General features: G+C 65.6%; 15 protein-coding genes and 1 tRNA gene. 9 read left to right on the top strand and 7 right to left on the bottom strand.

What is annotated here, in order from left to right; translation table 11 throughout:
* Nucleotides 1-173 precede the first annotated feature (173 nt).
* Nucleotides 174-2,570: an endopeptidase La gene (gene lon / locus ABC977_RS11550; RefSeq protein ID WP_369667410.1), complete on the top strand. Its 2,397-nt coding sequence runs from the start codon at nucleotides 174-176 to the stop codon at nucleotides 2,568-2,570.
* Nucleotides 2,571-2,626: 56 nt separating this feature from the next.
* Nucleotides 2,627-3,235, top strand: a complete 609-nt coding sequence (locus ABC977_RS11545) for a flavin reductase family protein (protein ID WP_369667409.1) — start codon at nucleotides 2,627-2,629, stop codon at nucleotides 3,233-3,235.
* A 130-nt stretch (nucleotides 3,236-3,365) separates the two neighbouring features.
* Here ABC977_RS11545 and ABC977_RS11540 read toward each other — a convergent pair whose 3' ends face one another.
* On the bottom strand, nucleotides 3,366-8,177 hold the full coding sequence (locus ABC977_RS11540; RefSeq protein WP_369667408.1) for an nSTAND1 domain-containing NTPase: 4,812 nt from the start codon (nucleotides 8,175-8,177) through the stop codon (nucleotides 3,366-3,368).
* 251 nt (nucleotides 8,178-8,428) lie between these two features.
* Between ABC977_RS11540 and ABC977_RS11535 the strand changes: the two genes are divergently transcribed.
* The gene (locus ABC977_RS11535; RefSeq protein ID WP_369667407.1) at nucleotides 8,429-10,366 is read left to right on the top strand and encodes a hypothetical protein; all 1,938 of its coding nucleotides are present in this window, start codon (nucleotides 8,429-8,431) and stop codon (nucleotides 10,364-10,366) included.
* A 65-nt stretch (nucleotides 10,367-10,431) separates the two neighbouring features.
* Nucleotides 10,432-10,713 (top strand): hypothetical protein, encoded by a 282-nt coding sequence (locus tag ABC977_RS11530; protein ID WP_369667406.1) that lies wholly within the window; start codon nucleotides 10,432-10,434, stop codon nucleotides 10,711-10,713.
* 94 nt (nucleotides 10,714-10,807) lie between these two features.
* Here the strand turns inward: ABC977_RS11530 and ABC977_RS11525 are convergent, their stop codons facing one another.
* From ABC977_RS11525 to hemA, 6 genes are all read right to left on the bottom strand, one after another.
* Complete coding sequence (locus ABC977_RS11525) at nucleotides 10,808-11,782, bottom strand: cytochrome-c peroxidase (protein WP_369667423.1); 975 nt, start codon at nucleotides 11,780-11,782, stop codon at nucleotides 10,808-10,810.
* A 174-nt stretch (nucleotides 11,783-11,956) separates the two neighbouring features.
* Nucleotides 11,957-12,715 (bottom strand): HesA/MoeB/ThiF family protein, encoded by a 759-nt coding sequence (locus ABC977_RS11520; protein ID WP_369667422.1) that lies wholly within the window; start codon nucleotides 12,713-12,715, stop codon nucleotides 11,957-11,959.
* A gap of 126 nt (nucleotides 12,716-12,841) precedes the next feature.
* Complete coding sequence (locus ABC977_RS11515) at nucleotides 12,842-13,249, bottom strand: hypothetical protein (RefSeq protein WP_369667405.1); 408 nt, start codon at nucleotides 13,247-13,249, stop codon at nucleotides 12,842-12,844.
* Between the two features lie 53 nt (nucleotides 13,250-13,302).
* The gene (gene prmC / locus ABC977_RS11510; RefSeq protein WP_369667404.1) at nucleotides 13,303-14,184 is read right to left on the bottom strand and encodes a peptide chain release factor N(5)-glutamine methyltransferase; all 882 of its coding nucleotides are present in this window, start codon (nucleotides 14,182-14,184) and stop codon (nucleotides 13,303-13,305) included.
* A gap of 176 nt (nucleotides 14,185-14,360) precedes the next feature.
* Entirely contained in the window at nucleotides 14,361-15,440 is a 1,080-nt protein-coding gene (gene prfA, locus ABC977_RS11505; RefSeq protein ID WP_369667403.1) for a peptide chain release factor 1, read from the bottom strand.
* On the bottom strand, nucleotides 15,437-16,708 hold the full coding sequence (gene hemA, locus ABC977_RS11500; protein WP_369667421.1) for a glutamyl-tRNA reductase: 1,272 nt from the start codon (nucleotides 16,706-16,708) through the stop codon (nucleotides 15,437-15,439). Before hemA ends, prfA begins: the two co-directional genes overlap by 4 nt.
* Nucleotides 16,709-16,911: 203 nt before the next feature.
* Between hemA and ABC977_RS11495 the strand changes: the two genes are divergently transcribed.
* The 5 genes from ABC977_RS11495 to ABC977_RS11475 all read left to right on the top strand — a co-directional run bounded on the left by ABC977_RS11495 (nucleotide 16,912) and on the right by ABC977_RS11475 (nucleotide 21,581).
* A complete protein-coding gene (locus ABC977_RS11495) occupies nucleotides 16,912-18,666 on the top strand; it encodes a tetratricopeptide repeat protein (RefSeq protein WP_369667402.1) in 1,755 nt (584 codons plus the stop codon).
* Nucleotides 18,663-19,523 (top strand): 4-(cytidine 5'-diphospho)-2-C-methyl-D-erythritol kinase, encoded by an 861-nt coding sequence (gene ispE / locus ABC977_RS11490; RefSeq protein WP_369667401.1) that lies wholly within the window; start codon nucleotides 18,663-18,665, stop codon nucleotides 19,521-19,523. Before ABC977_RS11495 ends, ispE begins: the two co-directional genes overlap by 4 nt.
* A 6-nt stretch (nucleotides 19,524-19,529) precedes the next feature.
* Nucleotides 19,530-19,604, top strand: a tRNA-Gln gene (locus ABC977_RS11485).
* A 141-nt stretch (nucleotides 19,605-19,745) separates the two neighbouring features.
* Nucleotides 19,746-20,699 (top strand): ribose-phosphate diphosphokinase, encoded by a 954-nt coding sequence (locus ABC977_RS11480; protein ID WP_369667420.1) that lies wholly within the window; start codon nucleotides 19,746-19,748, stop codon nucleotides 20,697-20,699.
* 273 nt (nucleotides 20,700-20,972) lie between these two features.
* On the top strand, nucleotides 20,973-21,581 hold the full coding sequence (locus ABC977_RS11475; protein ID WP_369667400.1) for a 50S ribosomal protein L25/general stress protein Ctc: 609 nt from the start codon (nucleotides 20,973-20,975) through the stop codon (nucleotides 21,579-21,581).
* The last annotated feature ends 6 nt before the right edge of the window (nucleotides 21,582-21,587 follow it).

Raw genomic sequence — 21,587 nt, 5'->3', positions numbered from 1 at the left:
GGTGTCGGGAGGCCCGGTCAGGTGTGATCAGGACCGCGCATGGCGATGGCGCACCTCGAGGGCCGCGTCCGTGCGTCGTCGTACCCGGCACGGCCCGTCCGTCTCCCCGATCGATCGGTGTCTCCTCGGCCCGGAGACACGCTCGGGCGGGGCCAATGGAGACCAGTAGAACAATGATCGAACACGACAGCGAGCAAGACGGCGCGGCGGTGGCCGACGGCCACGAGGTCAATCTCGCGCGCGCCAACGATGTTCTTCCCGGCCTGATCCACCTCTTGCCTGTGGCCTCCCGGCCCTTCTTCCCGGGCCAGGCAGTGCCGCTGTTGATGGACGCCAAGCACTGGAGCAAGACGCTGAAGGCGGTCGGCAACACCGAGCACAAGATCCTCGGGGTCGCGTTGGTGCGCAGCGAAACCGCCGAAGAGGCGACGCCTGGCGACTTCTATCCGATCGGTACCGCGTGTCGCGTGCATCGCGTCCATGAACAGCAGGGGCATTTGCAGGTTCTCGTCGAATGTCTGCAACGTTTCCACCTGCGGCAATGGGTCTCGTCGAAGGCGCCGTTCGCGGTCCGTGTCGATTATCTTCCCGAGCCGGCCGGTTCTCCGGACGATCAGGTCAAGGCCTACGCGATGGCCGTGATCAATACGATCAAAGAGCTGCTGCCACTGAATCCGCTCTATGTCGAGGAGCTTCGCGTGTTCCTCGATCGCTTCGGCCCGGAAGACCCCTCGCATTTGTCGGACTTCGCTGCGAGTCTGACCACCTCGACCAAGGAGCAGCTCCAGGAGGTGCTGGAGGCGGTGCCGCTGCTGCCACGGATGGAGAAGGTGCTGGTCTTGCTCAACAACGAGCTGGAACTCGCCCGCGCCCAGCAGAAGATCCGGCGCTCGGTCGAGGAACGGATGCAGAAGCAGCAGCGCGAGTTCTTCCTGCGTGAACAGCTCAAGGCGATCCAGAAGGAACTCGGCATCGCAAAGGATGACCGCACGGCCGAGGTCGACAAGTTCAGGTCACGGCTGTCGGCGCTGACCTTGACCGATGCGGCGAGCAAGAGGGTCGACGAGGAGCTCGAGAAGATGGCGATCCTCGAGACGGGGTCGCCCGAGTATGCGGTCACGCGCAACTATCTGGACTGGATCACCCTGCTGCCGTGGGGTCGTTACTCGAAGGACCGCCTCAATCTGAAGCGCGCCCGGCGCGTCCTCGATCGCGACCACCATGGTCTCGAGGACGTCAAGGAGCGGATCCTCGAGTTCCTGGCCGTTGGCATCCACAAGGGCGCGATCGCCGGGGCCATCATCCTGTTGGTGGGTCCGCCCGGTGTCGGCAAGACGTCGATCGGGCGGTCGATCGCCGATGCGCTCGGCCGGCGCTTCTTCCGGTTTTCGGTCGGTGGGATCCGCGACGAGGCCGAGATCAAGGGCCATCGCCGCACCTACATCGGTGCGATGCCGGGGAAGTTCATCCAGGCGATCAAGGATGCTGGCACCGCGAACCCGGTGATCCTGCTCGATGAGATCGACAAGATCGGGGCCTCTTATCGAGGCGACCCGGCCTCGGCCTTGCTCGAGGTCCTCGATCCCGAACAGAACGTCGACTTCCTGGATCATTACCTGGACCTCCGGTTCGATCTGTCGAAGGTCCTGTTCGTCGGCACCGCGAACCAATTGGACACGATCCCGGGGCCGTTGCTGGATCGCATGGAGGTCATCAAGCTGTCCGGCTATATCGCCGAAGAGAAGCTCCAGATCGCGCGGAGATACCTGTTGCCGCGGCAGCTCGAACGGGCCGGTCTGCCCAAGGACGCGATCCGGGTCAAGGTCCCGGCGCTGCGCGCGTTGATCGAGGGCTATGCCCGGGATGCCGGCGTGCGGCGGCTCGAGAAACAGCTCGGCAAGATCGTCCGCAAGGGCGCCGTGCGGTTGCTCGACGGCGTGGCCACGCCGATCGAGGTCGGCCCCGGCGATCTCAAGGCGTACCTCGGCAGCCCGGTGTTCCGTGACGAGCGCAAGCTGTCGGGGCCGGGCGTCGTGACCGGTCTGGCCTGGACCGCGATGGGCGGCGCGACCCTGTCGATCGAAGCGGTCCGGGTCCATGGCTTCGCGCGGGGATTCAAGCTGACCGGCCAGCTTGGCGACGTGATGAAGGAGTCGGCCGACATCGCGCTCGGTTATCTGCTGAGCCGCGCCCAGCACCTCGGTGCCGATCCGGCCTTCTTCGAGAAGGCGTTCATTCACCTGCACGTCCCGGCCGGGGCGACGCCGAAGGATGGTCCCTCGGCCGGGATCACGATGGCCTCGGCCTTGCTGTCGCTCGCGCGCAACGAGCCGGCCCGGCGCCTGGCGATGACCGGCGAGATCACGCTGACCGGCGAGGTCTTCCCGGTGGGCGGCATCCGCGAGAAGCTGATCGCCGCACGGCGCGCCGGCTTCAAGGAGATCATCCTGCCGGCCGACAATCAGGGTGACTTCGATGAGATTCCGGAGCATGTCCGCAAGGGTCTCACGATCCACTTCGCCACCCGTTTCGAGGACCTGATCCCGTGGCTGTTCAAGGCACACCAGTGATGCTGCCGCGACCGGCAACGATGGGCTCGGGGCGTCTCGCTCCCTGAACCACGGCCATGTCGCACCCGATCCATTCGGCCCTGGATGCCGCGACCGCCGACGCGATCGATGAGGTCTATCGGCTCTGGGACCCGCCGCTGTGGATCGTCACGGCGGCGGACGGGGAACGACGCGGCGGACTGGTCGCGACCTTCGTCGTGCGGGCGTCGATCGTTGCCACGGCGCCGCGGATGGTGATCGGTATCGCCAAGCAACACCACACTTGGCGGCTGATCGAGGCCGGCCGGGGCTTTGCGCTGCATCTGTTGGCCACGGACCAGCTCGATCTGGTGTGGCGCTTCGGCCTGGCGAGCGGGCATGACACCGACAAGTTCGCCGGGTGTCCGTCGAGCTCGACGCCGAGCGGTCAGCCGCGCTTGACGCAGGCCATTGCGTGGCTCGATTGCCGTGTCGAGGGGCGTTTGGATATCGGCGACCGAACCCTCTATCTCGGCGCCGTGACGGCCGGCGGCACGGTGCGCCGGACCACGCCGATGACGGTCGCGACGCTCTACGACCGCGCCCCGCCGGAGCGCCGCGAGGAACTGTCGCGGCTCTATGCGCGCGACGGCGCGCTCGATGAGGCGGCGATTCGTGCGTGGCGGGCCGACGGCTTCCCGACCTGACCTCGTTCGACACGGATACCATCAGTTCCGATTCGAAAACAAGCGGTACGAGGCGGCCTTCGATGTCGGGATGCGCTGCGCTTTCCCGACCGGCGAGTGTTTCCTCGATGCTGTCCCGAGATGGGTCCATTCAGTCCGAGGCTGGCGCGTCGACCCGGTCGAGCAGGTTGTTGCGCCGAAAGCGGTCGGCTTCGCGGAGCAACGCGAGACGGGCGCGGTCTTGCCCCCAAGAAGCGGCCAGCCCGGGAGGGCTGGGCTCGTCTCCGGCCCAGATGCGCCACAGGAGCGCGGCGTTCTCCCAGTGCGCGGAGCCGATGTAACGGCCATCCGGGCTGAAGACCGCGTCGGCGACACCGCCCAGCTCGGCATCGAGCACCAGGTACGAGGCCACCGGCGTTCGATCCGGCGTTGTGGGACTGCGCCAAAACCGGATCTGACCATCCCGCGATGCGGTCAGGAGCCAGCCGCCATCGGGGCTGAAGCTTGCTTGATAGATCCGATCCCGATGTCCCGCGAGCGTCGCGATCGGGCTACCGTCGGTGCGCCACAGGCGGGCCGTCTTGTCGAGCGAGGCGGTGACCAGCTGCCGACCGTCGGGCGCGAAGCGGACGCTGTACAGGATGCCGGCGTGACCTTCGAGGTAACTGTCCAGTTCGCAACCGTCGGAATCGATACGGATCAGCGCACCTCGCCCGTCCTCGCTGGCGCTGGCCAAGCGTCGCCCGTCCGGTGCCAGGGCCAGGTCGAGCACCGGCTGTTGATGGGCCGCGACTTCGCACACCAGGGTCCAGCGACCGCCGCTCTGGCGGCGCACACGGATCCAGCCGCTGTCGTCGCCGCTCGCGGCCAGCACCTCCTGGTCGCCATCGGTCCAGATCGCCAAGGCCTGGACCGTTGCCTGGACCGTCGGGTCGACGGTCGCGGCCGCCGGGAGCGGGAGTTCTTCGCACGAAGCCGCGTCCCACAATCGCAGCGGCTGTGTCCGATCGTTCGAACTGGTCATCAGCCAGGAGTCATCGGGCCCGAACCGGGCCTGGTGGACCTGCGTCTCCTGCCCCGCGCTGCCGAGGTCCAGTTCGCAGACGAGGGTCTCGTCGAGCAGATTCCAGATGCGAGCCGTGCCGTCGAACGCGGCGGATGCCAGCCGTGTCGCATCGGTCGAGAAGGCCACTCGACGGATCCGGGCGCGATGGCCGGTGAGCTCATACAGGAGTTCCGGCGAGGCCCCGGCGACGACGCGATCCTGTCGGTAGACACGGATCAAGCCGTCGAACGCCGCGCTTGCCAGCAACAGGGCCGGGCCGTCCGGCGCCAGCGACGGCGGTGCCGCGGCCAGGGCCACCGACCAGACATGGTCACCGTGTTCGAGGCGATAGGAGACCCGGGATTCGGGCTCGACGCCCCACAATCGCGCCGAGCCATCCAGCAGCGAATAGGTCATCACCCGCGTCCCCTCATGGTTGAATCGGGCGTCGGTGACCGCGGCATCGTGGCTGAAGACGGCGTATTGCTTGCCGGTGTCCAAGCCCCAGAGACGTGCCGTCCTATCGAGCGAGGCGGTCAGCAACAGGGTTTCTTGGCCGATGTCCTGGCCGAAACTCACCCGTTCGACACTCAGGCCGTGATGGCCGAGGACGTCCCCGGTCTCCGCGCGTTCGAGATGCCACCGCACGACCTGACCTTCATCGTCGACGGCGACCAGGAAACGCCCGTCGGGCGAGAAGGCCAGATCGCGCACGCCGCTTCGGTGCAGACGCAGGATCCGGTCCTTCTGTCGTGTTCCGGTGAACTCGGCGAGCGGGGTGCCGTCCCGGCGGTAGAGCCGGATCCGTTCGTCGGCGGCGGCCAGCGCGATGCGCTCGCCACGCGCATCGAACACGGCCCGATTGATCGGCCGGCCGAGTGGCCCGGTGCTCGGCAACGCCAGGAGCTCGCGGCCATCCGCGCGGGACAGCAGTCGGCTCGTGCCGTCGCGCGAGGCGGTCAGCAGCGTGCGGCCGTCCGGCGAGAATAGGATGCTGCGAATCTCCTGGTCATGGACCGGTCGGTCGAACAGGATACGGCCGGGTTCTTCGAGGTCGAGCACACAGACGCCGAATCGGTCCGGAGGCATGTCGTGGGTGATCGCGAGAAAGCGACCGGTCGGGTCCAGCGCGGTCAGACTGCCCGGCTCGCTGCGGCATCGGTAGTCGGGTTCGCGCGCGGCCTCGGTCGGCAGGCGCCAGACCCCTTCAGGTCCCAGGCCGATGATCGCCGCCTCCTCGCCGGGTGCGGCGAAGAGCGCTGCGTGCAGCTCGGGTTGCGGACCTGACAGCCGTCGCTCGAACACGAATCGATCTTCATCGAGGCGCCAGAGGTGAGCCCCGTCGCCCGGGGCCAGGGTCACCAGCCGTGCCCCGTCGGCACGAAAGGCCGGGGCCAGGCGGGTGGCCGCGCTGTCCGTGGGTGCCAGGGCGATCAGCCGGTTCATCGTGAAGGCGCGGCTGAGCGTATCGATCGCCTGATAGGGCAGGTAGGGACCGGCGTCGAGCGCCAAGCGGACCGCCAGCGGTGTGTTGCCCTGGGTGATGGCCAGATCGGCGGCGTTCAGCAGACTGCGTTGCAGATTCAAGGTGGCGGTACGGGACGCCTCCCAGGCCCAGAAGGCCGCGCTGGTCGCCACCAGCAGCAAGCTGACCAACAGGATGCCCAGCAGACGAAATGCGCGGTTACGGTGCCGATGGAAGGCGAGGTTGCGGGCCGAATGCGACAGGTAGTCGCGCTCGATCGGCTCGAGCTCCGACTCGAACGTACTCATCAGGGGGCGGGCCGCGGCGAAGCCGGCCTCCCCGAGCAGGTATTCGCGGTTGCAATCTGTGCGCCGCCACAGCGAGGACTGACGCGAGAGATGAAAACGCCATTGCAGGAATCGGCGGTTATCGGGTTGGCGTAACCAATCCCGGATCGGCGACCAATCGGTCAGCAGTCGCGGATGCGTGAAGAGCACGACTGGCCGAACCTGATGCCACGCCGGCCTTGCCTGATCGGTCTCGGGTTGCGGCGCGGTAGCATCGATCGCGGCCTCGGCTGGTCCCCGAGTCAGCCGCGTCAGCCAGCCGTTGCCTCCCGGTCGTAGCAGGGCGCGGATGTAACCGGCGAGGCTGTAGTCGATCGGCGGGCACGGGGTCTCTATGATCAGTGGATCGGACCGTCCTTCGGTGGCCAGTAGCCGGGCGTCGACCAACGCGGCGATCAGTTCGGCGCACGCGGGATCCGTCTCCAGCATTGCCAGATCACCGGCGCGTCGCGTCGGGTGCGAGTCCATCCCTCCTTCGAGGTTGATCAGGGCTCGGCACAGCCTCGGCAACGCGGCACGCAGCGGCGGAGGGAGAGTGGTCCACAGCGTATCGGCCCGCGACAGAGTCGCTCCTACGAGACCACCTCCGGACCGATAGGCTGCGATGCTCAGGCGAGTGCTGCGCCGATCGCCACCGGCGGCTGCCGACGGGTCCTCGCCCGGCGCTGCGCCCGACCGCGACAAGAGCCGCTCGAGCGTCAGCTGGATCAATGCCGGCCAGTGTTCAAGCACACTGGCTTCGGACTCGAGCAGATCGACGAGGCTCCGACCGGCGCCTGGTTCGTCGCCTTCGTACTCGATTCCGGCGATCCGCGCCGGAATCTGCAGAATTTGGCGAATCCGCGCGGCTGGCGGCGGTGGGAGCAGGAACACGCGCGGCGCGTCGATCAGTGCCGCGAGCGGGGCCAGCTCGCGTAGGCGGGGTAGGCGGTCGCTGCGGACCCCAGCCACGACCCAGACATCCTCGACTTGGGCCAGGCCGGCCAGCGCGCGACCGACCACCTCGGCCTCGTCGTGGCCCAGCAGGGCGTCGAGCGGGTCGACGAGGATCACCAAGAGCAGCCGTTCATCGGCGGCGAACAGGGTGGCCTGACGCCTCAAGGCCGTCGCGATCTGAAGCGCCGCCGCCTCCGGATCCTTCGCGAGCAACCGCGACAGCAACCGGTGGTCGAGGCCGGTTTCTTCCGCCGCCGCGCCGAGCGCGTCCTGCGTGAACAGGGCCTGCGCGAGGTGCGCGATCAAGGGTTCGTTCTCGGCGACGCCCGGCTCCAACAGGCACCAACGGCAGCCCGCGACCCCGTCGAGCAGGTGAGGGCGCGTCAAGGTCGGAACGAGGCCCGCGCGCAACAGCGAGCTCTTGCCTGACCCGCTCGGGCCCGTGACCAGCAGCAGGCGTGGATCGGGGGGGTGGGTATCCGCGATCAGCTGGACCAATTCGCGCGTCTCGCGCTCACGACCGGTGAAGATACGCGCATCCTTCACGTCGAAGGGGCGCGCGGCACGGAACGGGCTGCCGCGCCACGCGAGCGCATCGGTACCGCGCTTCTCGATGCTGATGCGCCGGTTCAGCAGCTTGCGCAGTTGCACCTCGATCAGTTCGCGGAATGCCGCATCACTGGAGAAGGTTCGGAAGGCACGACGAAAGCTGCTGTCGTCGTGGAAAAAGTGGCGCTGGAAGAAGCGCTCGAGGCTGCGGCGGTCGTCGAGCGCGAGCTCGGTGGCCTCGGGATTCGTGATGTCGATCAGACGGGGCGCAGTCTTCCGGTAGACCAGGACCTCGGGGTGACCGCGACGCTCCGATGACTCGACCGCGTTGACGAACTCCCACTCGGTGCCCGTCAGGCCCCGATAAGGCTCCTCGGGCAGCGGAGTTCCGAGCCGGGTCCAGAGAATGACGAGAACGATATCGCAATCGGCCGGTTGTATCATGCCGGCCTGGAATGTCTGGTCGGCGGTCAGTGCCTCTTGTTCCCAGAGCACGGCCTCCAACGCGAAGTAAGGCAGGTATTCGTGAGACAGTTGATCGATGATGTCCCGCACCAGGGCGCGCTCGTGGTCCACATCGGACGGTGACGAGACGAAGATGCGTACCTTGGCTTCGGTCATCGGTGGGTCTCGGGGAATTCGATCGCAGCGACCATCTTACCGAGTGTGATCGGATCCGATAAGGAGTCGAAGGGTGAAGAGTCGACAGCGGTCGGGGTCCCCTAAGGTACAATTCACCGTCGAGTATCGCGCTCGGGCGAGTGTGACCTGGGGGCCGGGCGTTTCGGTACGGGAGGCGCGGCCGCTGTAAGATAGACCGAGGGGAATCTGGGCCCCGCCCCCGGTCCTGACGGGTGAGGAGGAACCGAACGATGTTCCACCAGGAGCTGCACGAAAGCGATCGAATCGAGGGGCTCATCGTCGAGGCGTTACGCGAGATTCTCGGACACGAGGATCCTGACCGTTTTCTGCGCTGGGCACGGGAGCGGTTCCCGGAGGTCCTGACGCTGACCGAGCCGGCTTTGTCGAGTGTCGAGGTTGGGCGGGTCGTTATCATGCTCGCGGCGGCGATCTGGAATGCAACGCCATTGCCCTCCCGTGATTTCGGGGCCTTGCCGCTGCTCGCACCCGATACGAGCTGTCCCTGTGACTCAGGGCAGTCCTTCGACTCGTGCTGCGGTCGGACCGACGAGTTGCCGGATCTATCCCGCGATGTCCTTTGGGAACTGTTGCTCGATGAGTTGAACGAGCGCGACCTGCTGCGTGCTTTGCATCTGGCGGTGATCCCGGATCACTTGCTCGCGAAGGTGGCCGATCGGTGGCTCGACCTCGATCGGCCTGGGCGTGCGATCGCTTTGGTCGAGCCCTTGTTTGCGAACCTCGACGAAGCGACCGGTGATAGCGCGCGGTTCGTGCCGGCCCTCGAGTCGCTGTGCGATGCCTACGATCGGCTCGATCATTGGAAGAAGAAGCGGACCTTCCTGGCGAGGATGACCGGAATCGGGGCGCGGGCGCTACGTGGTGCGGCCTGGCGGCGGCTCAGCGCCGACCACATGGATGCCGGGGCCTTCGACGTCGCGCACGAGGCCTTCATCGAGGCCTTGCGCCAGACCCCGGACGATCCGGCATTGGCCTTCCTGGAGATCGCCCTGCTGACGGCCCAGTATCGAGACGACGAGGCGCGGCGTCGTGCGCAGGTGTGGCGTCATCGATTGATCCGGGCTGGCCGTGATGATCTCGGGACACTGGCCTTCCTCGAGCTCGCGCTCGATGACCCGCAAGAGGCCTTGGTGGCGAGCCAGGCCCCTGCGCTGGATTCGACCGTGCTCGATCTGCGCGAATGGCTGGATCAGATCGCGGGTCGCCCGCTGCCCCATTATCGTCTGGCGGCCCTGGCGTCGAACCGCACCGAGGTCCCGGCGAATCAACTCGAACTGTTCGAGGCGCGGGAGACCCCTTCGCGTCCGCTCGACGGCGAGATCCGCGGTACGGCGGCGCGGCTGCGGCCCGGGCGCACGCTGCGGCGGCTCGAGGAAGCCTGGCACCGGGTATTTCCGGCGGTCAAACCCTTTTCCACGCAATTGGCGCTGATCGAAGACGATAGCATCTGGGCAACGCGGGATTGGGTCGATTTTTTGTTACGGCACCCAGAGGCCGGGGACAGCCTGGATGTCCTCGATGATGTGGCCACGGCCATCCTGAGTCATCCCGAGAGCGTGGTGCCTTGGTTCCGCCGGGCCTTGTTGCCACCGCTGCTGGCACGCGCGCAGGCGATCATCGAGCAGGCGGTTCCCGGCGCTTCGCGCCGGACGATACCCTGGACGAGCGAGCGCAATCGCCCGGCACTGCGCCTGCTGTTCAGACTATACCTGCAGCAGGTGGAGGCGGGAGAACGGAATCGCGCGGCGGCGACCCTGGAGGACTTGTTGCGCTTGAATCCGCGCGATAATCATGGTGTGCGGGCGGACCTGATGAATCTGTATCTGCGTGACCGTCAGGATCGCAAGGCGCTGGCGCTGGCACGGCGCTTTCCGGATGATCGATTGGCCGACCTCGCCTATGGGGAGGTGCTGGCGCTCTACCGGCTCGGCGAGGCAGAACGAGCGGCGCAGGTGCTCGACCAGGCGGTGGGGCGACTGCCATCGATCCCGGCGTATCTGACGCGACAGCGCATCAAGCCACCGAACCATGCCCACTGGTCGATGCCACCCGGCGGGGACGATCAGGCCTGGCTATACCGCGAGGCGATGCGCGATGTCTGGGTCGCTGAACCGGGCGTGCTGGCTTGGCTCAAGCGGATGACGGCGTGAACCCGCGGGTACGGGCTTGGGGCGCCGCGATTGGCGAGGGTCGCTGTGGGGCAGGAGGCAGCGGAATGTCGACGCGTTTCAATGTGGTCTACTCGGGAGAGTTGAAGGCTGGGGTTCGCTCGCAACACGTCATCGCTGACTTCGCTGCGCGCTTCCGGATCCCGCAGGAACAGGCCCGGACCCTGATTCTGGGCGGCCGGGCCATGGTGCTAAAAAGGGATGTCGATGCCGAGTCCGCCGAGCTCTATCGGGCCGCGCTGGAACAGGTTGGGCTCGTGGTCCGTGTCGAACCACTGGCGCTGCCGAGGGCCGAGCTCGGATTGGTCCCGCGAGATCTGTTGCGATGAGGCCTGGCCCTTCGCTTCTGGGACGCACGGCGAGGGTCTTTCGTCAGCTCGTCCCGGGGTGGCGACCAACGCGCCTGGCCATGGCGAACGCCTATCACGGCAAGGCCGGGAAGATCACGCGCGGCATCTCGCCGGTCAGCGCATGCAGGAATGCGACCAGGTCCGCGACGCTGTCTTCGTCGAGTTCGCGCCCGAGCATCTGTCGCCCCATCAACTGAACCGCATCGCCCAAGTCGTCGACGCTGCCGTTGTTGAAATAGGGGTAGGTCACGGCGACATTGCGCAGCGTCGGCGTACGGAACGCAAAACGATCGTGTTCCTCGCCCGTGACGAGGAAACGCCCCTCGTCGGTCGAGCCAGGCAGCTCGAAACGGTGGAAGCGGCTATCGGTCAGGTTGACGCCGCGATGACAGGCGATGCATCCGTTGTTGACGAAGGCCGCCATCCCACGCTTCTGCGACTCGCTCATCGCGGCCAGATCGCCGCGCAGGTATCGATCGAACGGTGAGTTCGGCGTATTGAGGGTCCGTTGGAAGCTGGCCAAGGTCATCGCGACATTGGTTGCTGTCAACGGGTCTTCCTGATCCGGGAAGGCCTGTCGGAACCTGGTCTGGTACTCGTCGAACTCGGCCAATCGCTCGATGGCGCCATCGAGCGTCATCGCCATCTCGACCTCGGCCTGGATCGGTCCCAAGGCCTGGCCCTCGAGGCTGGGCTCGCGCCCATCCCAGAATTGGGCCTCCAGGAACCCGGAGTTGAGTACGGTCGGGGTGTTGCGTTCACCCACCTGGCCTTGGTGGCCTACGGCCCTCGGGATGCGGTCGGCCCAGCCCAACGCCGGGTTGTGACAGGTGGCACAGCTGATCACGCCGCTGGCGGAGATCCGCGGCTCGAAAAACAGCATCTTGCCCAGTTCGATCTTGTCCTCGGTCAGTGAGTTGTCGGCCGGTATCGGGGGCAGGGCCGGTAGTGGCTCGAAGTAGCTCCTGTAGGGCTCGTACTCGGCAGCGGGCAGGTGGCCGATCGAAAAGACCGAGGTCAGTGCCAGGGTCGCGGCGAGGCTGGTCATGGGTCGACCGAACGCGGGCATCGGTGTTTCTCCTGTAACGCAGGTCATCAGTGGATCGAGGCTCAATCATTGCCCCACCCACGGACGCCTGGCAACCGGCGATCATGGTATCCGGTCGAAATGCTGAGCGAGGTCAAGGGGATCAGAGACGAGCGGCACGCCGCCCGCGCCCTGTCATCCGGAGGGGCTCTGGCGGTCGCCGCAGATCGCGCAGGCAGGGTCCGCCGTCAGGCGGATCTGGCGCCAGGTCATCGTCAGCGCATCGAGAAGCAACAGGCGGCCGTACAGAGGCTCTCCGAGGCCCACGAGGATCTTGATGGCTTCGGTGGCCTGGATGCAGCCGATGATACCCACCATCGGGCCGAGAACCCCTTGTACCGCGCAGGTTTCGTCTGTTCCGATATCACGAGGATAGAGACACTGGTAGCAGGGCCCGCCCGGGCGGCCCGAGAAAACGGTCACCTGTCCCTCGGTGCGGATCGCGGCACCCGAGACGAGAGGCACCGCCGCAGCATGACAGGCCTCGTTGACGAGAAACCGCGTCCCGAAGTTGTCGCTGGCATCGATGACGAGATCGACCCGTGACGCGAGACCCGGGAGGTTGGTGCGATGGAGGCTGCTTTTGATCGTCTCGATCCGCACCTCCGGGTTCAACGCGGTCAACATGCGGTGCGCCGAATCGACCTTGGGCCGGCCGATGCAGTCGTTGGCATGGAGGATCTGGCGAGGTAGGTTCGAGGCATCGACCGCATCGAAATCGGCGATGATCAAATGACCGACGCCGGCGGCGGCCAAGTACATGGCCACGGGTGAACCCAGGCCGCCGAGCCCGACGATCAGCACCTGTGCCGATGCGAGGCGCTGTTGGCCTTCCGGCCCGAAGCCGGGTAACCGGATCTGACGGTCGTAGCGGGCGACCTGGTCATCAGTGATGGTCATCGGCTGGTCCGCGGCGCAAAGCGAAGGCGCATTGCTTGCTGTCGGTGTCGTCGGTCGGGGGAGCAGGAAACAACGCCGGGCCTCGTCGCCCCGAAAACGGCTCGCTTCCTGCCGGGCGCTCTAAAGATACCGCCGCCAGTGTTCGGGACGATGGTCGCGCAACGAATGATCGAGCGCGTCGTAACGGGTCGCGAAGACCTTTTTCGTGCAGTCGATCTGGTTGTGATCATCGCGCAGGTTCGCGCGAAAGGTGTCTTCCGTGTAGTACCACAGGGCCCGCCTGATCCGATAAGTCAGCGGGGCATCGAGGTGCAGTCCCAACTCGATCAGGGCCTGCTCGATGTGCGCGAGTTTGGTGTGGAACAGATCGTAGGTGACGCGCAGCACGACCGGTGAGGCGGCGTGTGCATCCAGGATTCCCGGTTCGCCGGTCAAGGCGTCAGCCGCGATCTGCACCTGGTTGCGGTTCGGGTGCAGCGGGTCGAACGGGATGTGGCGTATCTTGATACGGTCGTCGTCAATGTCCATGGCTCTTGTATGCTAATGGAAGAAGCAAGCAACGAAAATTTAATATCTGTATATCAAGGCGCGTAATGATTGCTCGCCTTGGTGGGAGGGCGAAGGGCGGACGTGATGCGTTCGAGTCCCGCGAGGTCGTGTTCGGTCACAACATCGCGATAGCCGGCGGCGGCCAGCAGCGCTCGTACCGCCGGTCCCTGATCGAAGCCGTGCTCGATGGCGAGCAGCCCGCTGGGGTGTAGGCGGCCGAACGCGTCGCGGACGATACGCCGGATCGCCATGAGGCCGTCGTGGCCGGACACGAGTGCGCTGCGAGGCTCGAAACGCAGGCCGCCGCGGTCGAGGTGCGGATCCTGTTCCGCGATGTAGGGTGGGTTGGTGAGCACGGCATCGAAGGTGGCGTGTCCAAACGGGTTGAGCCAATCGGCGGCTACCAGCGTGACGTTCCTCAGTCCCAGGCGCGTGCAGTTGGTGCCGGCGACCCGCAGGGCAGCGCGACAGGTGTCGGTGGCGATCAGTCGCCAGGCCGGTCGCTCGCTGGCGAGGGCGGCGGCGATGGCACCGGTGCCGGTGCCCAGATCGGCGACGAGCAGTGGCCGATCGACCGGCAAGCGCCGCAAGGCCAGGTCGACAAGCCCTTCCGTCTCCGGGCGGGGGATCAGCGTCGTGGGATCGGTTTCGAGCTCCAGCGTCCAAAATCCTTGGCGACCGCTGAGGTAGGCAAAGGGCTCGTCGTCGGCGCGCCGCGCGACGAGGGCAGCGAACGCCGCGATCGCGTGAGCCGTTAGGGTCCGCTCCGGCCAAGCCAGGATCTGGGTGCGCGGAAGGCCGGTCGCCAGACCGAGAAGTCGCTCGGCTTCCTGTCTCGGGTCCGTGTCGGTCAAATGCCCCAAGCGAGCGCTGGCCGCGGCGATGACCGAGCCGATGGTAGACCCGTCACACATGGATTCTCCCCCGCGATGCACGACGCTCGGACCCGATAGCGGTGTGGCGGCTCCCCGCCATAGAGCCGGCCATGATTCGTCGCTGCGTCTGTCTCTCGGGCCCGATCGACGCGCCTCGCTGACCGAAAAACCCATGTGCGACGGGCATGTCCGTCATGATCGCAGTGGTGTTGGCGTCAGGTCTCCGAAAGGGCGGCGAGTTGGTCGGCCTGGTATTCCTCGATCAGAGGGTCGACGACCTGATCGAGTTGGCCCGTCATTATCTCATCGAGCTTATAGATCGTCAGATTGATCCGGTGATCCGTGAGCCGGTTCTGCGGGAAATTGTAGGTTCGGATGCGTTCCGAGCGATCGCCACTGCCCACTTGCAGTCGTCGTGACTGGGCCTCGGCATCGGTCTGCGCCGCCTGGGCCTGCGACAGCAACTTGGCTTGTAGCAGCGCGAAGGCCCGGGCGCGGTTCTTGTGCTGGGAACGCTCGTCCTGACACTCGACGACCAGTCCGCTGGGCAGATGGGTGATGCGGATCGCCGAGTCGGTCTTGTTCACATGCTGTCCGCCGGCGCCGGAGGCGCGAAAGGTGTCGATGCGCAGATCGTTCGGATCGAGCGTGATCTCGTCGATCTGCTCGGCCTCCGGCAGGACGGCGATCGTGCAGGCGGAGGTGTGTATGCGACCCTGGGATTCGGTCTCGGGCACCCGTTGCACCCGATGCGTTCCGGCCTCGAACTTGAGGCGTGCGTACACCGCAGATCCGCTGATGCGCACGATGACCTCCTTGTAGCCGCCGTGCTCGCCTTCGCTCTCGCTGATCAATTCGGTGCCCCAGCCGCGCATCTCGGCGTAGCGCAGGTACAGGCGCAACAGATCGCCGGCGAACAACGCGGCCTCGGCCCCGCCGGTCCCGGCGCGAATCTCGAGAAACACGTTGCGGTGGTCGTTGGGATCGGCGGGAATCAGCAGCCGATGCAGCGCTGGCTCCAAATCGGCGCGGCGCCGGGTCGCGGCGGCGATTTCTTCGCGCGCGAGCGTGGCCATCTCCGGATCGCCGAGCAACTCTTCGGCCGCGGTGATTTCGGCCTCGATCTCGCGGTAGCGCTCGAAACAGCTGGCGACCGGTTCGATTTGGGCGTACTCGCGACTCAAGGCGCGAAAGCGGTTCTGGTCGGCGAGCGTCTCGGGTTCGGCCAGCAGGGCTTCTACCTCGGTACGGCGTTCAGCGACCCACTCCAGCTTGGAGCGGATGGAGGCGTTCATCGCGCGGCCTTGGCCTCGTCGCTGATCTGCAGGAGTTCATTCGCGGCCTGCAATAGCTCGACCTTGCCATCCCGACCGGCCTGGCGCAAACGGGTGCTCGGAATGTGCAGCAGCTTATTGGTCAGCGTATGGGCCAGGTATCCGAGCACATCGGCCGGTGGCTTGCCGCATTCGAGTTGCCGCAGCGCGCGCGCCAAGACCTCATCGCGTGCCGATTCCGCGCGTCTCCGGTAGTCCTGGATCAGCCCAACGGCATCCAGGGACCGCAGCCAGCACATGAACTCCTCGGTATGGATCTCGATGATCTCCTCGGCTTGGCTGGCCGCCTCTTGGCGCGACTTCAACCCTTCGTTGACAACGCCCTGGAGATCATCGACCGTGTACAGATACACGTCGTTGAGTTCACTGACTTCGGGTTCGATGTCGCGGGGCACGGCGATATCGACCATGAAGATCGGACGGTGTTTCCGTTTCTTCAGCGCCCGTTCGACGGTGCCCTTGCCGAGGACTGGCAGCGGGCTGGCGGTCGAGGAGATGACGATGTCGGCCTCGGCCAGATGATCGGCAATCTCGGTCAGGCCGATCGCGTATCCATTGAATTCCTCGGCCAATGCATGGGCGCGCTCGATGGTTCGGTTTGCGACGATGATGCGTCCGAGCTGATGCTGCCGCAGATGGCGCGCGGCCAGTTCGATCGTCTCGCCGGCGCCGATCAGCAAAGCCGTTTGGTTGGTCAGGTCGCTGAAGATCTGGCGGGCCAGGCTCACGGCGGCGAACGCGATCGACACCGGGCTCGAGCCGATCGCGGTGTCGGTGCGTACCTGTTTGGCGACCGAAAAGGTGTGTTGGAAAAGACGTCCGAGCAGTTTCCCAACGGTGCCGCAATCACAGGCCGTTTGGAAGGCCGTCTTGACCTGGCCGAGGATTTGGGGCTCGCCGAGCACCATCGAATCCAGGCCGCTGGCGACCTGCAGCAGGTGACGGACGGCCTGGTGATTGACGTGGACGTAGAGGTAAGGTTCGACGCGCTCGCTGTCCAAACCGTGAAACTGACCTAGCCAACATCGCACCGGCTCTTCGGCCGGAGTACTCATCGCACAGTAGACTTCGGTGCGGTTGCAGGTCGACAGGATCGCGGCTTCGTCGACCAGGGAGCCTTCCATCAGGCTCCGCAGGGCACCAGCGATGATATCCGGCCCGAAGGTCACGCGCTCGCGGATGTCGATCGGCGCCGTCTTGTGATTGAGACCCAAAGCGATCAGCGTCATTTGGAAGGCTACGTCGGCTGCGAAATCCGGTAAATTCTTCGCCATCGGGCGCCAAGATGCAAGCCATCCGTGTCGCTAAGGGATTCGCTACGGAACCTTCTGGATCCGGAACGGCCCAGTTATACTGACCGCTAAACTTGTCTCTGTTACTCGTAGTTACTCGTAGCACACGACACACAACGTCCTGCCTCGACCGTCTACCCATGATGAATCTTCGCCATTTTCCGCTGCTGCTCTCATTGGCCGCGCTGGCCGGTTCGGTTGCGGCTTATGGTCTATCGGACAGTGTCAACCCGGCCGACAATGCGATGCCGGCCGGTGCCGAGAGCGTCGGCCCGCTCGACCGGGCTCCGGCCGGCCTAACGGCGGACCTCGTGTACAACCTGCTGGTCGGCGAGATCGCCAGTCAGCGCGGTGAGCCGTGGATGGCGTTCGCGCACTACCTGCGGGCCGCGGAGTTGGCGTCGGATCCTGGCCTGGCCGAGTTGGCGACGCGCTCGGCGCTCGCGGCCAATGACATCGGCGCTGCCGATCAGGCCGTGCGCCTGTGGCTACGATTGGCCCCCGAGGCCCTGTCTGCGCATCTGATCGCGGCGCATGTCGCGGTGCTTTGGGGCGAACAGGAGCGTGCGTTGGCCCATTTGCAACAGGTGGTGCGGCTCGCGGGCTTGGCGGGCCAAGAGGGCTTCCTGCAAGTGGTCGGCCTGATCGCGACGATTGAACCCCTGCTGCATCGGATGGAGTTGATGCGGGCCTTGGTCGCCGAGGACCCGGAGAACCCGAGCGCGCACTATGCGCTGGCGATGGTCGCGGCCGATGCGCGAGACTACACGGCGGCGATCGCCGCGGTCCGGCGGACGATCGAACTCGACCCGGACTGGGATCGACCCCGAACCTTGCTGGTTCGGCTGTTGTTGGGGGTGGGTCAGCGCGCCGAGGCGCGGTCCGAGCTCGAGGCGTTCGTCCACAGGATGCCCGATGGTGACGCGATGAGGATGCTGTACGCGCAGCTCCTCGTCGAGGAAAGGGAGTTTTCCGATGCGCGCAACGTTTTCGAGCGCATGCTTCAGAATGCGCCGAAGGAACCGGACGTCCTCTTCGCCATCGGCATCCTGTCGTTGCAGCTCGAGGATCTCGAGGCGGCTCGTACCTATTTCGAACGGCTCCATGCGACCGGGCAGCGGCGGGATGACGCGGCCTTCTACCTCGGGCAGATCGAGGAGTCTCTCGGTGAGCCCGCGAAGGCACTGGCCTGGTACGGCAAGGTCGGCGGCGACAATGCCGTGGATGCGCAAATGCGCATCGCGCGCATTCATGCGCTCGACGGCCACCTCGACGAGGCGCGGGCCATCCTTCGGCGCTTGCGTGACGCAGCACCGGAACACTCGGCACCCTTGTTTTTGACCGAGGCCGAACTGCTGCGTGAACAGGGCGAGACCGAGCTGGCCATGGCGCTGCTCGATGAGGCGCTCGAGGCGCACCCAGGCGATGAGGAGTTGCTCTACACGCGGGCGATACACGGTGTCAAGCAGGGCCGCATCGATTGGCTCGAACGTGATCTGCGCGCGATCCTCGAGGCCAACCCGGATCATGCCGACGCACTCAATGCGCTCGGCTACACCCTCGCGGATCAGACCGATCGCTTTCAGGAAGCGTACGGTTATATCGAGCGCGCGTTGGCGATCAGACCGGACGACCCGGCGTTCCTGGACAGCATGGGATGGGTCCTCTTCCGGTTGGGGCGTTACCCGGAAGCCCTCGAGTACCTGCAGCGCGCCTACGAGATGATGCCGGATGGCGAGATCGCGGCCCACCTCGGCGAGACCCTCTGGGTCTTGGGTCGGCGCGATGCCGCGTGGCGGATCTGGGACGAGGCGATCGCGGCCGAACCCGACAATGAAGTTCTTCTGCGCGTCATCGATCATTTTCGTCATTCGCGCCGGACCCCGGGCCGATGAGAGCCTCGAGCGCTTGGCAGCAGGCGTGGCCGGCTCCGGCCAAGTTGAATCTGATGCTCCGAATCCTCGGACGCCGTGCCGATGGCTACCATCGGCTTCAAACGGTGTTCCAGTTCATCGAGCGTTGTGATCTGATTCAGTTCACCCCTCGCGCCGATGGCGTCATCGAGCGAGTCGGCGGTCCGGCCGAGGTGCCGCCCGAGCAAGACCTGACGGTCCGGGCCGCGCGCGCGCTTCAAGAGTTCACCGGTTGCCGAGACGGCGTGGCCATCGATGTCTGCAAACGGCTGCCGATGGGCGGTGGCCTGGGCGGCGGTAGCTCTGATGCGGCGACGACCCTCGTTGCGCTGGATTACTTGTGGGAAACACATCTCGGTACCGATACCCTGGCCGATCTGGGATTACAGCTCGGTGCCGATGTGCCGGTCTTCGTCCGTGGCTCGGCGGCTTGGGGCGAGGGCGTCGGCGAGGCACTGACGCCGATCTTGTTGCCCGAGCCCTGGTATCTGGTTGTTTGTCCGCCGTGCCATGTGTCGACGGGGGCGGTCTTCGCCGATCCTGACTTGACAAGAGATTCGCCGCCGATCACACTTTCGCGCTTTCTCTCCGGGGCGACGGAAAACGATTGTCTGGCCGTCGTCACCCGCCGTTACCCAGAAGTGGCGGCCGCATTGGCTTGGCTGGGCGATTGGGGAGAGGCGCGGTTGACCGGCACCGGGGCTTGCGTCTTTGCGACTTTCGCGGCGAGCGAGTCGGCACAGGAGGCGCTGATGCATGTGCCCGAGGGTTGGACGGCCTTCGTCGCCCGTGGTCTGAACCGATCGCCACTGTGGCAGCGGTTGAACGACAGTAGTTGACGTTTTTGGGGCGTCGCCAAGCGGTAAGGCACTGGGTTTTGATCCCAGCATTCCCAGGTTCGAATCCTGGCGCCCCAGCCATCATCGAGATACCCAAGTCGAGGGAACAGGGCTCGGACATCTGATCCGTAAGGGCTCGCGGCTGTGGATTCGTTAAGAAGGTTCGGCGAAGCGGATGCGGAGCGTTCCCGGGCCAATGACACAGATTCGAGGTCTATGGCTGTGCCCGCTAGCCACATGATGGTCTTCTCCGGGAACGCCAACCCGGCCTTGGCCGCCAAGATTGCCTGGCATCTTGGTCTGTCGCTGGGCAAGGCCGTGGTCGGCCAGTTCAGCGACGGCGAGGTCATGACCGAGATCCAGGAGAACGTCCGGGGTCGGGACGTCTTCGTCGTCCAGCCGACCTGCGCCCCCACCAACGACAACCTGATGGAGTTGTTGGTGATGATCGATGCGCTGCGTTGGGCCTCGGCCAAACGGATCACGGCCGTGATCCCCTATTTCGGCTATGCCCGGCAGGACCGCCGGCCCCGCTCGGCGCGCGTCCCGATCACCGCCCGTTTGGTCGCGAAGGCGATCGGGAATGCCGGCGCGGATCGCGTGTTGACGATGGACCTGCACGCGGATCAGATCCAGGGCTTCTTCGACATTCCGGTCGACAATGTCTACTCGTCCCCGATCCTGCTTGGGGAGGTCTGGCGACAGAAGTATCCGAACCTGATCGTCGTGTCTCCCGACGTCGGGGGCGTGGTGCGGGCCCGGGCCCTGGCGAAGCGGCTCGATGACGCGGATCTCGCGATCATCGATAAACGCCGGCCGCGCGCCAACGAGGCCAAGGTCATGAACATCATCGGCGATGTCGAGGGGCGGTCTTGTGTGCTGGTCGACGATCTGGTCGATACCGCCGGTACCCTGTGCCGTGCCGCGGCGGCCTTGAAGGACCACGGAGCGGCCCGGGTTGCGGCCTATTGCACCCATGCCGTGCTGTCCGGGTCGGCCGTCGACAACATCGAGCAGTCGCAGCTCGACGAACTGGTGGTCACCAATACGATCCCGCTGCGTCCGGAGGCGTTGGCTTGCGGGCGAATCCGCCAGCTGTGCATCGGCGAATTGCTCGCGGAGACGATGCGCCGTGTTTCGAACGAAGAGTCGGTCAGCTCTCTGTTCGTGGACTGAGGGGTCGTGAACGAACGCCGGCCTGCTGCCGACGCGCCCAACGGCGTGGCAGGGATCCGAACGTCGGGCCAGGAACCCCGGTCTACCCCCTGGATTTGTGCCCCCACGCTGGCTCGACTCGCCTGGGAACGCCCTCGGGACAGCCTGGGAGTCCGGTGCCATCGCTGACTGGGGCCATCGTCTGGTTGTTTTGTTTCGGATTTCTTGGATACCCCCCGGCCTGGTCGCGGGTCGGCGGGAACTTGTCTGTCACTCGATGTTTGGAGTACGCCCATGAGCGTGAGTTTTGATGTCATTGGTCAACCCCGGAGCGGAGCAGGGAAGGGTGCGAGCCGCCGCCTGCGGCGCACGGGCCTCGTGCCGGCCATCGTGTACGGCGGTCACCGGGCTCCGGAACCGATCTCGGTGGTCCACAATGATCTGATCCGGCATCTCGAGAACGAGGCCTTCTATTCGCACATCCTGACCCTGAAGATCGGGGACACAGCGACGAAGGTGGTATTGAAAGATCTGCAGCGGCATCCGGCGAAGCCCTTCATCCTGCATGCCGATTTCCAACGTGTCAGCGCTGACGAGCAGATCCGGATGACGGTCCCGCTGCATTTCGTCAACGAACAGCAGTCGAAGGGCGTCAAGCTCGGTGGGTGGGTGTCGCATCTGCTGACCGAGGTGGAGATCGTCTGTCTGCCGAAGGACCTGCCAGAGTTCATCAGTATCGATATGTCGGAGATGGACATCGGCGATTCGTTGCTGTTGTCCGCGTTACCGTTGCCGGAAGGCGTCGCCTTGGCGTCGGCCGCGGATCAGGACGAGCCGGTCGTGATCATCTACAGCGGCCGCACCGGCGATGTGTCTTCGGAAGAAGGGGAAGAGCCGGTTTGATCCTGC

It is taken from the genome of Thioalkalicoccus limnaeus (assembly GCF_041197575.1).
GTDB classification, from domain to species: Bacteria; Pseudomonadota; Gammaproteobacteria; order Chromatiales; family Chromatiaceae; genus Thioalkalicoccus; species Thioalkalicoccus limnaeus.
The sequence above is the reverse complement of the archived record's forward strand: the minus strand, read 5'-3'. Positions and strand labels throughout refer to the sequence as shown.

What these genes read in the sequence shown, in the direction of transcription:
- ABC977_RS11530 (WP_369667406.1), top strand. Translation starts at nt 10,432, where the DNA reads ATGTCGACGCGTTTCAATGTGGTCTACTCGGGAGAGTTGAAGGCTGGG.
- prfA (WP_369667403.1), bottom strand. Translation starts at nt 15,440, where the DNA reads ATGAACGCCTCCATCCGCTCCAAGCTGGAGTGGGTCGCTGAACGCCGT.
- ABC977_RS11525 (WP_369667423.1), bottom strand. Translation starts at nt 11,782, where the DNA reads ATGACCAGCCTCGCCGCGACCCTGGCACTGACCTCGGTCTTTTCGATC.
- ABC977_RS11535 (WP_369667407.1), top strand. Translation starts at nt 8,429, where the DNA reads ATGTTCCACCAGGAGCTGCACGAAAGCGATCGAATCGAGGGGCTCATC.
- ABC977_RS11475 (WP_369667400.1), top strand. Translation starts at nt 20,973, where the DNA reads ATGAGCGTGAGTTTTGATGTCATTGGTCAACCCCGGAGCGGAGCAGGG.
- prmC (WP_369667404.1), bottom strand. Translation starts at nt 14,184, where the DNA reads ATGTGTGACGGGTCTACCATCGGCTCGGTCATCGCCGCGGCCAGCGCT.
- hemA (WP_369667421.1), bottom strand. Translation starts at nt 16,708, where the DNA reads ATGACGCTGATCGCTTTGGGTCTCAATCACAAGACGGCGCCGATCGAC.
- ABC977_RS11540 (WP_369667408.1), bottom strand. Translation starts at nt 8,177, where the DNA reads ATGACCGAAGCCAAGGTACGCATCTTCGTCTCGTCACCGTCCGATGTG.
- ABC977_RS11515 (WP_369667405.1), bottom strand. Translation starts at nt 13,249, where the DNA reads ATGGACATTGACGACGACCGTATCAAGATACGCCACATCCCGTTCGAC.
- ABC977_RS11495 (WP_369667402.1), top strand. Translation starts at nt 16,912, where the DNA reads ATGATGAATCTTCGCCATTTTCCGCTGCTGCTCTCATTGGCCGCGCTG.
- lon (WP_369667410.1), top strand. Translation starts at nt 174, where the DNA reads ATGATCGAACACGACAGCGAGCAAGACGGCGCGGCGGTGGCCGACGGC.
- ABC977_RS11545 (WP_369667409.1), top strand. Translation starts at nt 2,627, where the DNA reads ATGTCGCACCCGATCCATTCGGCCCTGGATGCCGCGACCGCCGACGCG.
- ispE (WP_369667401.1), top strand. Translation starts at nt 18,663, where the DNA reads ATGAGAGCCTCGAGCGCTTGGCAGCAGGCGTGGCCGGCTCCGGCCAAG.